Here is a 16,248-nt window from a genome sequence, read left to right on the forward strand (position 1 = left end):
GATTCCGCGTCACCACGGACACCCTTGCGTTAAGCTACTGCTACTTCTGCCTTCACAGTTCGGGACTTGCACCCTATAGATTGCACCCATGCTGGGCGCACAAAAGAAAAGCCCCATGGAGATATTCTCCACAGGACTTCTATCATTACAGCTCATCTGGATTGTCTGATTCTGCAGTTGAGTCTTCACCCTCAACTGTTGTATGTTCTTTAGCTTCCACTGGTTGTTCTATGAAAGCAATGGTTTTGTATAAGAACACAGAGAAATCTGCTCTAGTAATGTTTAACCCTGGAGCAAACTTTCCATCTCCGACACCAACGGTAATGCCATTAACGCCTAAGGAGTTAATCGCTTCCCTAGCAAATGTTCCTCCGATATCGGTAAATTGGTCTTCAGTTGCTGGTGGCAACTTGAATGCTCGATATAGGACTGCCGCCATTTCAGCACGAGTTAATTTACCATACGGATCAAAAATTCTTCCATCCTCTTTACCAAAGATAATGCCTGCATTGGCAACCGCTGCGATTTCTTTATAAGAGCGATGATCGACAGGTACATCTTCAAATCCAGGATCCTGAACATTGTTTGTTGGTAAATTCATTGCACGCGCAATTAAAATCGCAGCTTGAACACGAGTCATTTCTTGGTGCGGGCCGAAGAAACCTGTTTCAAATCCACTTATTATCCCTCTATTAACCAAAGAACTAATCTCTTTTTCTGCTCTCCAGCCAATACCTGTATCTTTAAAAGTAGCTTCCGCGTAGTCAGTTACGAAAATCGCTTTGATGTCATCGAACATCAGGGTACCTTTTGTCTTCACAGAGCCATCAGTTTGTGCGATATAAACATGCTCTAACTTAATCGGTCCTGGAATGTTTTGTGGAATGTCTGCTTTTACAAAATTCCATCCTGCCCATTTTAGTCCTTTATCCGCTGTAAAGTTAATATTATGAGCTGTCCCATTTCCATCAATAATACGTCCACGTAACCAAGATTGACTAGAATCTCCGAATACACGCATTCCTATGGCTTGCGGTACACCATCAATCACATATGGCGTTTTTGCTTCTACATAAGCAGCTGAAGTTCCCGTTTGGCCAACAAAATTATAGTTTAACTTCACTGCACCTTTACCTTCATATGGGAAGTCCTTGTCAGTACTCATACCAATAGAGGCTTCACCTCTCACGTAGGCCACTTTCCAGTTGTTAAGGTTTTCCATTGCATCCATTTTTACTATCTTACTAACCGTAACAGGTATTGTTACACTTAAGTTAGCTAATGTAGCTGTAATGGACCCCTTCGCTTCTGTAGAATTAGCTTTAAATTCCCCTGCAGGAGTAATGGTGCCGATTCCTTCCGTTGCAGTCCACTTCACCAATTTAGGGTCAAAAATAACTTCACTTCCGTTAGCGTCTAAAGCTTTAACCGTCATTTTTTTCGTTACACCGACACCCAAGTTCAGTTCACTTTTCACCGGTGTTAGCTTCGAAATTTTTTCAATGACTTCTAAAGGGATCTGAGTTGTTGCATTTTCATACTGAACAGTAATGGAGCCAGTCCCTGCTTTCAGACCTGTAATAACTCCATTTTCATCAGCTGAAGCAATTCCACCTGAAACAGAGTATTTGAGATTAGTAGAGTCAATATTTAAAGGATTATAGTATTTGTCCAATACATATTGCGTTACAGTTCCAACAGAGGACCCGACCAATAGTTTTCCTTCTTGCTTTTTAACACTTTTAATAATTGTTGGCTGTCCGATTGGTGCCGTACTTACCACATTCAAAGCAGTAGAAACCGCTCGTTCTCTTCCGCCTGATGGAGAGTTTGCCAACGTAACCCATGTATCGCCAAGCTTTCGAACACCTAGAGTTGTTGATCCACCACCATCCAAGTTAATCGCACGGTCTACCCCAATGGAAACCAAGTATTCCGCAAATTGGCGCATACTCATACCTTCACTGAAACCAGGCTGGCGACCATCAACCGTTACAAGGTATACTTTTTGACCCGTTGAATCGACTGCTAGCGCGGATCTAGGCTCAATTGCCTTTGCTTTCGTACTGTTCTCATCCATTGTGATGTATACTTGTCCATTCTTCACAAGCTGTGGCCCACTCGCCATTATGTATGATGCATCTTTCCAAGCAGTATCAATATCAGCTGTGAATTGAATTCGATCCCCAATTTGTAAGTGAGATAGTCGATTCATCCACATCTCACCATGAAATGAAACTACAAAACTATTAGAAGGAATGGCAGTATTGGTTGTATCTCCATATCTACGAATCTTTTGAATTGTACCCGTAAAAATATCACCAAAATGAACGCCATCTCTTAAGTCTTGATTAGTTTCGACTACAAATTCCATCCCATAAGGATTGGTATTCGTGTATCCTCCTTCATGGTCAGGCGTATAAATAACAAGTTCATTTTCATTTCGAACCTTATTAACACCTGTTGCAGGTTTGTTGTCTCCATCCCATGCAATACGAAGATTCATGTTAAAAAGATCAATCTTCGCTTTTCCATTTGCATCTATTCCAAATGCAATCGGCTCACTCACATAATTCGATTTCCCCGATGCAATAAAACCGCTATTGATAATCTTGTTATCCTGTGCAATTAAATACATCGGAAGACCCGAACTCATATCAAAAAAAGAACCGTTAATGGCACCTACAACACGGTGACCTTCATACGAATTCTTATTCGCTTGAACCGTCGTCGTATCTCTCTCACCAAGTTTTTCAGGAACACTTAATTCGAGTTCTGTAAATTGATTGGCTAAATCTACTTCTACCACGTTAATCGATTGCTTTTTGTCTTGTTTCACAATAGTTTGATTCTGATAGGTTATACCTGGACCTATCGTAATTTTATTTGCATTTGCCTCGGCCTGTGGTACATTGCCTACTAAAATTGTACTAAGTAGCATGACAAATATTACAAGCCATTTCCCCATTCGTTGCAAAGCTGTCTCCTCCTTGTTGATTTTTGTATATACTTGTCATATATAGACGAATCTTAACAGAAAAGGTTTCCAGATTCTATCAATCTTTTAGACTAAAACCCCTGTTGGAAACATTTACATAATCATCTGGACCAAATAAAAAAGACTAGCAACAGAAAGTTACTAGTCCTTAAATTGAGTTAAGTTACTTATGATTTATTTTATAGAGATTGTATTTCGATGCATATACACCAAAGACTACGAAGTAGAAGAACGTAAATAGTTTTAGCTCCCAAATGTTATAATACATGGCCATTGCTGCTGTAGAGAACCAAAGCGCAACCATGAAATAAGAGAATCGTGGATCGTCTTCCTTTCTTCGTTTCCAGAAGATCCATAGCATTCCTAGAAGGAATATGGCGAATAATACAACCCCAACTGCTCCAGTTTCCGTAATAACTCCAATGTATTGGTTATCCGTGTAAATATTAAATCCGTAATAAGATGCGTCTGGGATATCATAATCCTTATAGATAGGAGAACCGTAAGATAGAGTTGCTGAATCTCCAAATGTAGCAAATCCAGTTCCGATTACTGGATGGTCAAGGAAGATTTCAAAGCCTTTTTTAATGTAAAAAACTCTACCTGTTTCTATCAATTTTTTTCTAGTTTCTTCATCGAATGTATCCTGCAGTCGGTCTGCTAATCCTCCAGCACCTTTTCCAGTTCCGTCTGTTAATACGTTATTCACATATTCTGTCCCAAAAGTTACTGGTAAATAAACAAGTAAATAAGCTGCAATTGTTGCTAGTATCATGGGTTTAATAACTTTCCAGTGCTTTGTGAGAATTAGATAGAAAGCAAAACCAATGACTAGAGCAATAAATGTTCCACGAGAGAAAGTTAAAATGTTAACTCCTAGGAAAAGAACTAATAAGACATAAAGTACTTTCTTTTGAGCTCCCACTACCTTTGGCAATATAAAAAGAACAAGTAGAACTGTAATCGAAAGATAAATCGCCAACGTATTGGGGTTATTAGGTAACCCATAAATTCTCATAAAGTTCGTTAAGGAAAGTGGCGCTTCACTCCAAGTTTGAGGGATCAGCCATGTCCGCAGAGATACTTTTTCAATGATCCCCTGTAAACAAATGACCGTCGCTGTTAAAATATTGACCCAAGCGAATCGAACAAAATCCTCTGGTTTCAAGTTCATACGAGAAACCACATAATAAAGCAGATACATAATGAGATATGTTCTGATTTGGAAAATAACCGCTGTGATTGAAGCTCCAGTTATAACTCCACTAACTGCCCCAACAATTAAAAATGCAAAAAAGGCAAGCTCAAATGGATGGAACCTAAACCACGACTTTACTTCACCTTTTGTATCCCAAAGAACTTTTAAAACAAGGACAAAGGTAAGTATATCCCCTGTTAATGTAAATCCACTATTCATTTCGACTAGGAATGTGCGGATTGGGATATAAAGTGCCATAAGAAGTAGAGCTTCTTTCGGCCGAACCCAAGCTAAGATTGCAGCTAACGCGCTAATAACCACTAAAGTAATCGTTGTTGGTAAAAATACAGCTACCGAAATCACTAATATTGCAATAAAGTAAAACCAATAATTATGTAGACTAAAGTTATATGACATATTCCAAACCCTTTCAAAACAGGATATTATCTATTTTAATGGAGCTAGAGGTGTCCCCCATAATTCCTTACCTTATAATATAAACGATATGAATTATGTCGTAAAGCATCGAATGGATCTTACTTAGTTTCCATATATTTGTCGCAAAATAATCCTTTTACAAATAAAAAGTATCTTAGACAGCCATGCTAATAAAAGGTATTATTCTCCATATACTTCCTATTTGTATGAAATACACCATTCTATAATAAATTGATACAAAACAGACGCATGTTCTCATAGTATTGAAAGACGAAATAGGTTATCATAGACTTAACGTGTGTATACGTTGCAAGATACATGACTATGGTCGAAATTCCGAAGTGATTGAGGGGTTTGATTTGGATAAAATACTTTATTTATTAAATTACCCTGGAATGGGCGGAACTGAAAAATACGTGGTAGACCTCATACATTCACTGGGACCTGAGAAATGCGTCTTTGTATATTCCGAAGAAGGTCTTGGCTTACAGACGATCAAAGACACCGGTGTACCGACCTACCAATTATCGATGAGAGGTCCATTTGACCTCCAGGCAGCATTGAAACTTAAAAAGATTATAAAAGATGAAAATATAAAAACCGTACATACACAGTTTTTGCGTGAAAACTATGTCGCATTACTTGCTAAGCTTCTTGGAGCCGATATCCGAGTGATTTGGACATACCATGTAGATGTCCCGATGAACTTATTTGTCAGGCAAGGGAATTACCTTGTAACCAAGTTGAATCACCGTGTTATTGCAGTATCCAACTTTATGTTCCAACAGCTCGTCAAAAAAGGAATCCCAGAAAAGAAAGTAAAGCTAATCTACAACGGCGTGGAAGAACCAGAGCTCCTCCCTAGTCCTAATCCTAATGAAGAATTAAAAATTTCTATTATAGGGCGTCTTCGAGAAGAAAAAGGGCATGACTTTCTTCTTAAAAGCTTGGCTAAACTAGACAAGCAGTATCCAGAGCTTCCGTGGATTTGCAATATTTTTGGAGATGGTCCTCTTGAAAATGAACTTCATTCCCTAGTGAAAAAATTAGGGCTAGAATCAAGAGTAAACATCAAAGGGTTTACGAATAACAAGGAAGAAATTTATTCACAAACTGACATTGTTGTGATTCCTTCAAGCAATGAGGCATTATCCTATGTTGCCATTGAGGCATTGTCCTATTCTAAAGTCGTGATCGCATCGAATGTTGGTGGTCTTCCTGAGATTGTTAAAGACGGCGAAACAGGAATATTGGTTGAGTACGGGGACGTTGAGAGTCTTACAACAAAACTAAAAAAGATCCTAACTGACCAAGAGCTATACCAATCTCTTGCGAAGAATGGAAATGCATTTTTCAAAGAGAAATTTACACTTACAAAGATGATTAAAGATACAATATCTTGTTATAAAGAATAACGAAAAACACCGAGGTCCAGAAGAAACCGTCGGTGTTTTTTTATATGCTGTTTTTGGTAAACTATTTTTGCTTAAGGCAATAGTTTAATCTTTAAACTAAGTACGTTGATTTCCGTTGCAGGTGCTTGCTTTCCGCGGGCGGTCCGGGAGCCTCCTCCCGCAGGAGTCAAGCACCTTCCACTCCAATCAACTGCAGTTGAACTAAAAGTGCAATGATGAACAACAATTTTTCCGAAAGTTTCCAATATATATTACCCTCGCGCTCTAGAGCCAGGCATTTTATTTAGGATGAACTGAAGTTGTTTATCTTTTATTAGGAATAGGATTAAGAAGTAAAAGACAACGCCAATTGTCACCTTTAGAAGGATCGACCAGAATAATGGAAGTATAATTAGTAAATCAACCCCAAAAATTAACGCCCCCATTAACAGCGCAATAGCCAGATATTTGATTACTGATTCTTTCACCATCTGTTTAAATGGGAAGACCTTCCTTAAGAACCAAATCTGAATCAGTAATATAATACCTTCAGTTGAAACAGTCGCAATCGCTGCTCCTACCGCCCCGTAGAACGGAATAAGAGCGAAGTTCAAAATAACATTCAATATTGCCCCAAATACAATCGGTATCGTATATTCCTTATTCATTTCCATCGGAACTAAATACCAAGAACCGAAAATAACTCCTAGAGATTTAAAAATGATAATGGGAGCCATGACGATAGCAACCCAAATACTCGGTGCGAAGTCTGGACCTAGAAACCAAACGATAAAGTCTTCAGAAATTGTAATTAACCCGATTGCTAACGGAAAAACCAAAAGGAAATTGATGGTTAGTCCTCTCTTTATCACATCGTGAAGCTTGTCCATCTGATTATTGGCTATTAGTGATGAAGTTCTTGGCAACATCACGATCCCTGTCACATAAAGCAACTGAGTAATCATGTACACAATTTTATAGGATTGCTCATAATAACCAACCTGATCTACAGTGGATAAGGTACCAAGCATGGTTTTGTCTAGTACAGAGTAAATCATCGCTGAGAAAGCTGGTATAAATAGAAGGAACATTTTATACAGGTGCTCTCTTACTCTTGCCCATGTTGAAATCATTTTAAAGGAAACAAATTGACCCAATTTATAGAACAAGAATAGGTTACCGACGACAACAGAAATCCCCATAATAAAAGTATACAGCCACACATCGTTGCTATCTTTAACGAAAATAAACACACTTCCAAAGCCGAGGAGCTTGATAGAAATATTCCGTGTTACAACCTTCTTAAACTGCTCGAGCCCTTGGTATAGCCAGGTAATATCAAAAAATGCTCCAATCAAATGAAGGCCTTGTAGATAGAACACAATACTTCCATCAAACATGGTCATCACACTGATCCAATAGAGGACAGCTGCAACTAACAGTAAACTAAATCGAATCCAAAAAATCTCGCTAAAATCCCGATTCAACCGCTCTGAGTCTTCCTTTACCTTCGCAATCTCCCGAGCTGCATAAAGATTCGAACCAAGCAGGAATATGTTAATAAGTAAGGTTACAATCGAAAAGCTATATCCATAAAGTCCGACCCCGTCTGGTCCTAACACACGCGATATATAAGGAATTGTCAAAAACGGTAAGCCGATCAACACAAATTGTTGTAGCAGTACGTAAAACAAATTCTTCTTTAACGAACTCATATTGTTCCACCTCTTAGACAGGTAACTTTCATCACTTGAAATTTATTGAACTCTACTTATTTTTCTACCTGTTTTATTATCATAAATGCTAAGACTGACTGCTTTTAATAATAGCAGACAAATTTTAGAGACTCCACTAAGATTTTTTAATTCTGGATGGATAGATGGACCCTAGCCTCCGATATAGTAAGAGAATATCTTTTCTGGAAGAGGTTATATATCATGAAGCATTTCAATCGTATTTTACCACCACTATTTTTACTGACTTTATTATTCTCTCAAGTCACTCATGCATTTGCAGAACCGATTGACGAAGTTCGGGAGATTATTGAAAACTACTACATTAAAGAAGTTCCAGACTCTATATTAAATCAGCCTACTATTCAGGATATAACGAGTCACTTGGATCCTTATTCGACTTATATGACCAAACTGGAATATGAAAGTTTTACTCAAGCTATTGAACAGGAATTAGTTGGAATTGGTATCGTCATTGAAGAACATGATTTAGGTATTATGGTCCTTCAAACTTTAGAAGGTGGACCGGCTAACCTGGCAGGAATCCAGGCAGGGGATATCATTATCGGAGTAGACGATTATAATCTCGAAGGGGTGTCTCTCCAAACAGCTATTTCTTACATAACTGGTGAAGAAAATACTTCACTAAGACTTACTTATATTGAAAAGGCAACGGGTACAACTAAATCGATCACGGTTGAACGGAAAAAAATCAGTTTACCTAATGTGGAATCTAAAATGTTAGGCGGAAACATTGGATACATTCGCCTAAATAGTTTCTCATTAGATGCAGTTGAACAAATTCAAAGTGCCATTCAATCCCTTCAAAATCCAAAAGGTTTTATTTTTGACTTAAGAAATAATGGTGGGGGGTATGTCTCATCAGCTCAGAATATTATTGGTCTATTCCCAAATGCTCAATACGCATTTCAACTCCGTGAACGTGTAGGAGATTCTTTACTCTATCAAGCAATTAAACAAGAAACAGTCTTTACAAAACCGGTTCATATTTTAGTAAATCAAAATAGTGCAAGTGCATCAGAAATGGTCTCGGCTTCTATAAAAGAACAAACAGAAAGTACTATTTACGGACAGACGACATATGGCAAGGGTTCTATGCAATCTCTTTTTCTATTAAGTGATGAAAGTGTGTTTAAGCTAACAACGGCTCGATTCTTTTCTCCTTCAGGTGCAGAAATTGATCAGGTTGGTGTTACACCGGATATTATAACAGAAGAGGGAAAAGAGCTCGTTCAATCTCATAAAGATATGCTACTAAATAATTATAGTCATTATAAAAAGCTGCCAACTTTAGCTAATGTTCCAGTCGACAAGACCTTTACTATAAAAATGAATACCCAGATGAATTGGGAAGGTGCCACATCAAAGAATATAGAGCTCATTCACTTAACCGGTGATGCGGTGGAAACGAACTTAACCATTGTAGATTCTAAAACTGTAAAACTCACTTCTGTTAAGCCACTACTTTCTAAAGAAAAATACATGCTCATTATTCATCCAGAGTGGAGCAGTAAAACAAACAGGGCCATGGAGACAGGAACCCTTTTAGAAGTCAATGTTGAATAAAAAAATAAAGGCACATCGAAACTTCGATGCGCCTTTTTCTTATTTCTTTCTCCTCATCATGAAGAATGCAAGTAACCCTATGACTGCAAGACCTGGTATACCGTACAATAACCATTTGTTAGTTTCTACACCCTGCTCATTTGTGAGCTCTTCGTTTTCATTAGATAGAATATCTTTTACCGGTAGTACATACACATTTGAATCCTGGCTTCCTACGATCAAATGACCATTCATAAGAACTGGACCAGATGGTGCAAGCTTTCCACCTAATGTTTTCTGTCCTAATAATTCACCAGATTCCGTGTCAAAACCATAAACAATCCCTTTTGTATCCGTAAAATAAACGACACCGTTCTCTGCAACAGGAGGTGCTTTATTGACATGACTCTTGTACTCCCACTCCTTTTCCCCTGATTCAGCATTATAGGAATAGAATTTCTGAGTAATCGGACTTCCTACAAATACTTTGTCTTCATAGATTATAGGTGCACCCGATTTATTGTTATCTACCATCGCACCCATCCCGAGGGAATCTTCCCATACGATATCACCAGTCGTAATATCCATAGCGTATATCTTATGATTATGTTTTTCATCCGACTCTACACCAGTTGTAATGACTAATTGATCATTAAAGATAACGGCCGGAACATCATCAAGACCTGAAGTAACCTGATCGAAAACTTGCTGCCACTTAATTTCTCGTTCTTCTAAATCCACAGCGTAAAACGCATACGGATCGGCTCCACCAACATATAAAACTCCATCCTTAATATTAGGGGACGACATACTAACCCGACTATCCAAATTAAGAGACCATTTTTCTTTTCCACTCTTAGGGTCAATTGCGTACAAATGACGGTCACCCGTTGTAATATAGACAGTACCATTATCATAAGCAGGAGTAGGCATTACTTCTCCCTTGGTTTGAAAATCCCACAGAATATCACCTGTCTCAGGATCTAAGCTCAACATTCCACTTTCTCCAGTTCCACGGGTTCCATCATCTTGAAAGAATCGATTTCCATACCCTACGAATAACTGACCTTCAGCATAAATCATCTCGGAATGAATCCAATTGGGTGCCTTATTTTCCCAGAGTAATTCTCCTGACTCGAGGTCAAATGAAAAGAGACCACCTGTATTGTGGTTGCCAACATAGGCACGATTACCAACTATTACTGGTGTAGAGCGAATCTCATCATTTGTAGGTAGGTTCAATCTAATTTCCTCATTGAAGTCACTATTATAGACAGGGTTATTCTCTGAATTCATCCTATATTGGGTCCATTCGGTTGGGCCTATTTCAGCTGCAATAACGGACTGAATTGGCATCAACAGTATGAAGCCTGTTACTAGCATTAGTGTCCACTTTTTCATTTGTAGTCCCCTTTATGTATAAATTTATCAATTATACTCCCACAGGATTATTTCCCATTCTGAAGATTGGCTAAACCTTTTATATTTAGTATTTAACCTTTGACTTTATTTTATTTTAATCTCAGGAAATAATATGGTACAATCCTCCTGTATCTAATTTACATGCATAACCAAAACAAGAAGATATTTCAACGGAGGCAATTTATACATGAAAATAACTTGGGTTAACCATGCATCTTTTATCTTAGAAAAAGATGATATCCGTATTATTTCCGATCCTTGGATTGAAGGAAAGGTCTTTGATAACGGATGGAGTCTATTAGCAAAATCAAAGTTTACATATGAGGATTATAAAGATATCACCCATATTTGGTTCTCACATGAACATCCAGACCATTTCTTTCCACCTAATATCAAAAACATTCCAGAAGAATATCGAAAAAACATCACGATTCTCTTCCAGAATACACGTGATCGTAAAGTAGTAGATTTCTGTTCAAAAATGGGTTTTAAAGAGATTATTGAGCTAAATAACTACCAAGAATTTCGGGTTGGAAATGACTTAACGATTACCATTTCTCAGTTTGGCCATGACTCTTGGATCTGCTATAAGAGTAGTGATACAACTATATTGAACATTAATGATTGTGAATTCTCCACAAAAGAACAAGTAAGAGAAGTGGCTAAAGCTGTGGGTAAAGTAGATGTTCTACTCACACAATTCTCCTTTGCAGGGTACCCAGGTAACGAAGAATCCGCCAAAATAAAACGTGAACGCTTAAAAATGCAAGCCGAAGTAACCAAACCGCGTTTCCTCATTCCATTTGCTAGCTTTGTATGGTTCTGTCATGAAGAAAATTATCACATGAACAAAGCTGTTAATAAAATTGGGGATATGTATACCTATATAAAAGAAGAAACCGCTGCGGAACCGATCATTATGTACCCTGGTGATGAGTGGAAATTGTTTGAGGAACATGATTCCTTTAGTGCTATTCAGAGATATAATGAAGACTACAAGAAAGTGGAAGAAAACCCTGAGCTTGTGAGAACAGAGCCTGTTGATGTAAATGTGATTAGAGAAACCTTCCATAAGTTCACCAAAGGAGTTAAGGAGAAAAACAATCTATTACTTGTTAAGGCTTTGTTAGTGAAAGAACCAACTACTGTTCATGTAACGGATCATCAGAAAGCTTATAAAATTGATGTATTGAAAGATATTTTCGAGGAAGTTAATACTGATTATGATCATTGTGATGTTGCTTTGTCGTCTGAAGCACTAAACTTTTGTTTCAAGTTTTCTTGGGGATGGGATACTTTGAATATCAATGGAAGATTCCAGTCTACAAAGTATGGGGATGTGAATAAGTTTAGGAGTATTGGTGGGAATCAGTTGAGGAATAGTCATGGGGAGTATATTACGATACCTTATTTATTGGAGAAGGCTAAGGCTAGGGCTTGGCGGAAGGTTAAGGGATTAAATTAAGTGAAAATTTCACATCCTTGTCAGATGTGGCATTTTTTTCATCAATCTATTAGTGGTAAAACAACAACTTCCTGGGCGTCATCCAGATACCTCAGCTATCATACTAACTATTTTTGATATTCGACAACAAAATGCTCTTTGTTTTCACTTTAATGCATTAACGTCTCGGGGGTCAGGCACCAGTAATTTCAATTGAGGAATAGTCATGGGGAAGTATATTACGATTCCTTATTTGTTCGAGAAAGCTAGAGCAAGAGCTATTAGGAGGGTTAAGGCAACAAAGTAAAGAGAAGAATTCACATCAGTCCTTTGGACGTGAAATTTTTTCAAATTATGAATAAATAAAACCGGTGGAACCGTCCCCTTGGTCTTTAGGCTAGGGTTTTACGTAAGGTAAAGGGCATAAATTAGTAAAAGGATGATGCATCAAGTATTTGATGCATCATCCTTTTCTATTACGTTTGTATCGAATAAATGAAAACAAGTATTACTAATCAGCTAAATAAAGATCGGTTTTTGGACTCCCACAGGAAAATCCCCTTACTAAAAACACTGTTGAAATTCATACTATTCAAAAGAGTTAGATTTTACTTCACTATTTTTGCTATAGTGAAGTAACGTCCTGGAAGACAGGCACTAAACTAGGTAAATCCCACAACATATATTCATTTTCAGGACCGAAGGAACCGCCCCCTTGGTCTTTTATAGATAAAAAGGTTCCTTTGAGTTTTATCTCAAAGGAACCTTTTTAAAGGTTTATTAGACAATTATTTATCTAACTGTCCAAGATCCACCTTTAACAAGTACAACACCATTATCATCCTTGATATCAGCTACTTGAGTGATAGTTGGTGAAGCAGTTGTATTGTTAGCATTTGCTGAAGCTGTAATTACCACTTTTGAAGTATCTGTATCTAAGGTAATAGCAGATACAGTATATCCTGCAATATCATAAGTTAAAGTTGATAGAGAAGATGCATCAATTGCTTCTGTATAGTTAAGTGTAATAGTAGCAGTTTCTGCCGTATCAACTTTACCGTCACCATCGCCATCAACGTAAGAGATTCGGATATCCTCTACGTCAGCAGTATTTGCATTCGTATCATGGTCAAATTTCTCCAGTGTTGGTGCAATCTTATCTGCAGCAGTTACTGCAACAATTGAAGATCCAACTTTAACACCAAATGCATTTTCAGAATTAATGTTAGCAGCAGCTGTTTCAACAGAAACTGTAGCTGTTGCATCAGTATTTAGAGTTTGTGCAGTTGTTAATGTATAAGTAATAACACCTTTTCCATCAACATTTGCAAAGCTTACAGAAGCAGGAGTGATTGGTGTACCACCTTGGTTGACAATGAAGTCATCTGCTTCAAATTTTGATAAAGAATCACTTAATGTAACTACAATAGTTTTTGTGCCAGTAGCTTCAACTTTAGAAATCCCTACAGTTGTAGCTGTATTTACAGTTACACCAGTAGTGAATGAAGTAGTAAAGTTTCCGCTTGCATCTGCAACTTTACCTACTGTAACAGTGTTTCCATCTGCAATTGTAAGTGAAGTCTTGCTGTAATCAATTAGGACAGCTTTACCGTTATCAGCAAGTGAAGCAGTAGCTTTAGTAGTATTTAAGTATGTTCCCCCAAATTGGTAGTTTGCTAGGTCAAGAACTGATCCTGAACCACTTGTTGCCATCGCTTCAGAGAAACTAATTTTAACAATTTTTTTGTTGTCATATAGTGTTCCAGTAGCTGTTACAGTTGGAGCAGTAGTGTCTTTAACGTTTACACTTGGAGAAACTTTGCTAATAACGTTACCAGCTAAGTCTTCTACTTTTTCAACTACAACTGTATAAGCACCACCACTTAATGAACCAGAAACAGCTAAGTCTACAACCTTACTATCATCTGCATTAACAGTAGGTGTTACAGTTACTCCTTCTACTTCTTCACCAGTTGAATCTAATAATGTATAGTTCGCCGCAGTTTCAGCAGTAGTTTGGTCAACATCTTCAGAGAATGTTAACTTAAATGAAGCATCTGTTGGAGCCTCAAGCTTTACAACTTCAGGTTTAACTGTATCAACAGTTACAGCAACATTTGAAGTGTATCTAGCATTTTTATTCCCCCAACCATCTACAACCACATCTTTGCTTACAACTAAGTAAGCAGTGCCACCTTGTGGAAGTGGGTTAGTTGTAAAAGTTAGTTCTACACGCTTGCTGTTGTTAGCATCTACAGTGATTTGATCTGGAGTATTACCTGAATTAGTGTGGTATACTGCCTGAGCTGTTATTAGATTTGCTGAAGTGTCGTTTAATGAAACATCTTCATTGAATTCCAATACCACTTTATTAGGTGAGGCAGACACAACTTTTGCAACTGATGGTGCAACTGTATCAGCAGCTTGAGTAAGAGTTAATTTTGTATCAACCAATTTATATCCTGCTAAATCTTGAACATTTTTAACACTAACTTCGTATTCGCCATCAGCTAATGAGCTATACAATGTTACTGTTACTTCTTTCAAACCAGTTTTAGTTGCTGATTGAATGAAATATTGACCATTATTAACGCTATAATTGCTAACAGATTCAGCAGTAGTCTGATCAACTGGCTCGCTAAAGATAACTTTGAAGCTATCTGGACCAGCAGAAACTACGTTAACTGCTTTTGGAATTGTTGTATCAAAGAAAGTAACGTCTACTTCAGTGTCCTCAGCAATTACCGCTCCACCTTCAGATTTAACATCATTTAATGTTAATGTTACAGAATCTTGATTACCAAATGCAGCATCGAAAGTAACTAGGACTTTATTGCTATCTACTAACTCTACGCTTGCAACATCAATAACCGAATCACTATCAGCAAAGTTGTCAGCAACAACAGTCTTAGCGTCTAAAGCAGTATTAAATGTTAATTCAGCTTGAATGTTGTTAAGAGCACTTACACTAACAACTTCTGGAACAACAGCTTCAGCTTCAAGTGTAGCAGCTCTGTGTAAGAAAATAGCAAGATCTCCACGCTTGATAGTAGCATCTGTACCGAAAGTAGTATCAGAAGTACCAGCAGTGATTTCGTTAGCAACTAATGCTTTAACAGCTGCTTCGTAACGATCACTAACATCAGTGAAATCTAGCTCTACATCACCACCAGAAAGGTCATATGCTTTTGAAAGCCAGATAGCCATTTCACCACGAGTGATTTCGTCAGAAGCACCGAAAGTTGTAGTTGTTTTACCAGCTGTGATTCCAGCTTCTTTAATTGCATTAACAGCACCTTTAGCGCGGTCAGGAACATCTGTGAAACCAGCGTCTGGAGCGTTTGCAGTGTCAAGGTCTAAAGCTTTTGCTAGCCATACTGCTACGTCAGCACGGATGATTTTCTCATCAGTTCCGAAAGTTGTAGTAGTTTTACCAGCTGTGATGTTGTTATCTACTAGGTAGTCAACAGCCTCTTTGTACTTGTCTGCAACATCAGTGAAAGATGAAGCAGCTGCTGCTGGAGTTACTGCAGATGCAACTAAAGTAGCTGTAGCCGCAGTAGCGATGAATTTGCGATAAGACTTAGGTTGATAAGCCATGTTCTTTGTTTCCTCCCCTGTTTTGTATAACTTTTTTTTTAATATAAACTGACGGAAACCATCAGCTATTAACAAATTTGAGTCTTCATAACTATTCCCACAAAATACAACCTATGCCAGTAGGCGCATAATCATTCCATATAATAGGAAAATATGTATATTCCAATTTTCTGGAAGGTTATCCAGTCGATTGGTAGAAATAGAATTATTAAACTCGTAATCTATTCTACCAAAGCGGTAGGATTTTTCAACTCTTTTTTACAAATTTCTCTATTAAAACACTGGAAGTTTTTGCATCAAGGGGAAAATTATATGAATTTTTAATCAAAATCTGGTGTTTTCCTTGCCATACCAGAAAAATTCTTCCTCATATTTGACGTACTTGTTACAAAAAGGTTTCAGTTTTCTATAAAAAAATTTTTCGGTTGTTACATTGTTACAAATAAAAAAACACC

The 16,248-nt window shown here is 37.6% G+C and carries 8 protein-coding genes; 3 read left to right on the plus strand and 5 right to left on the minus strand.

The window, feature by feature from the left end; all coding sequences use genetic code 11:
- Positions 1-145: 145 nt before the first annotated feature.
- Positions 146-2,968, minus strand: coding sequence for a phosphodiester glycosidase family protein (locus ABDZ91_RS01360; RefSeq protein ID WP_343796163.1), 2,823 nt, complete (start codon positions 2,966-2,968; stop codon positions 146-148).
- Positions 2,969-3,161: 193 nt separating this feature from the next.
- The gene (locus ABDZ91_RS01365) at positions 3,162-4,613 is read right to left on the minus strand and encodes an O-antigen ligase family protein (RefSeq protein ID WP_343795648.1); all 1,452 of its coding nucleotides are present in this window, start codon (positions 4,611-4,613) and stop codon (positions 3,162-3,164) included.
- Positions 4,614-4,993: 380 nt separating this feature from the next.
- Between ABDZ91_RS01365 and ABDZ91_RS01370 the strand changes: the two genes are divergently transcribed.
- Positions 4,994-6,049, plus strand: coding sequence for a glycosyltransferase family 4 protein (locus ABDZ91_RS01370; RefSeq protein ID WP_343795650.1), 1,056 nt, complete (start codon positions 4,994-4,996; stop codon positions 6,047-6,049).
- A 251-nt stretch (positions 6,050-6,300) separates the two neighbouring features.
- On the opposite strand, the gene ABDZ91_RS01375 is transcribed toward ABDZ91_RS01370, so the two are convergent.
- Positions 6,301-7,743, minus strand: coding sequence for a flippase (locus ABDZ91_RS01375; RefSeq protein ID WP_343795652.1), 1,443 nt, complete (start codon positions 7,741-7,743; stop codon positions 6,301-6,303).
- 222 nt (positions 7,744-7,965) lie between these two features.
- On the opposite strand from ABDZ91_RS01375, the gene ABDZ91_RS01380 reads away from it, so the two are divergent.
- Entirely contained in the window at positions 7,966-9,348 is a 1,383-nt protein-coding gene (locus ABDZ91_RS01380) for a S41 family peptidase (protein ID WP_343795653.1), read from the plus strand.
- A gap of 39 nt (positions 9,349-9,387) precedes the next feature.
- On the opposite strand, the gene ABDZ91_RS01385 is transcribed toward ABDZ91_RS01380, so the two are convergent.
- Entirely contained in the window at positions 9,388-10,728 is a 1,341-nt protein-coding gene (locus ABDZ91_RS01385) for an outer membrane protein assembly factor BamB family protein (RefSeq protein ID WP_343795654.1), read from the minus strand.
- 208 nt (positions 10,729-10,936) lie between these two features.
- Between ABDZ91_RS01385 and ABDZ91_RS01390 the strand changes: the two genes are divergently transcribed.
- Complete coding sequence (locus tag ABDZ91_RS01390) at positions 10,937-12,214, plus strand: MBL fold metallo-hydrolase (RefSeq protein WP_343795655.1); 1,278 nt, start codon at positions 10,937-10,939, stop codon at positions 12,212-12,214.
- A gap of 771 nt (positions 12,215-12,985) precedes the next feature.
- Here the strand turns inward: ABDZ91_RS01390 and ABDZ91_RS01395 are convergent.
- The gene (locus tag ABDZ91_RS01395) at positions 12,986-15,793 is read right to left on the minus strand and encodes an S-layer homology domain-containing protein (protein ID WP_343795657.1); all 2,808 of its coding nucleotides are present in this window, start codon (positions 15,791-15,793) and stop codon (positions 12,986-12,988) included.
- Between the last annotated feature and the right edge of the window lie 455 nt (positions 15,794-16,248).

This window comes from Bacillus carboniphilus, assembly GCF_039522365.1.
Taxonomy (GTDB): Bacteria; Bacillota; Bacilli; order Bacillales; family JC228; genus Bacillus_BF; species Bacillus_BF carboniphilus.

What these genes read in the sequence shown, in the direction of transcription:
- ABDZ91_RS01360 (WP_343796163.1), bottom strand. Translation starts at nt 2,968, where the DNA reads ATGGGGAAATGGCTTGTAATATTTGTCATGCTACTTAGTACAATTTTA.
- ABDZ91_RS01365 (WP_343795648.1), bottom strand. Translation starts at nt 4,613, where the DNA reads ATGTCATATAACTTTAGTCTACATAATTATTGGTTTTACTTTATTGCA.
- ABDZ91_RS01375 (WP_343795652.1), bottom strand. Translation starts at nt 7,743, where the DNA reads ATGAGTTCGTTAAAGAAGAATTTGTTTTACGTACTGCTACAACAATTT.
- ABDZ91_RS01380 (WP_343795653.1), top strand. Translation starts at nt 7,966, where the DNA reads ATGAAGCATTTCAATCGTATTTTACCACCACTATTTTTACTGACTTTA.
- ABDZ91_RS01385 (WP_343795654.1), bottom strand. Translation starts at nt 10,728, where the DNA reads ATGAAAAAGTGGACACTAATGCTAGTAACAGGCTTCATACTGTTGATG.
- ABDZ91_RS01390 (WP_343795655.1), top strand. Translation starts at nt 10,937, where the DNA reads ATGAAAATAACTTGGGTTAACCATGCATCTTTTATCTTAGAAAAAGAT.
- ABDZ91_RS01395 (WP_343795657.1), bottom strand. Translation starts at nt 15,793, where the DNA reads ATGGCTTATCAACCTAAGTCTTATCGCAAATTCATCGCTACTGCGGCT.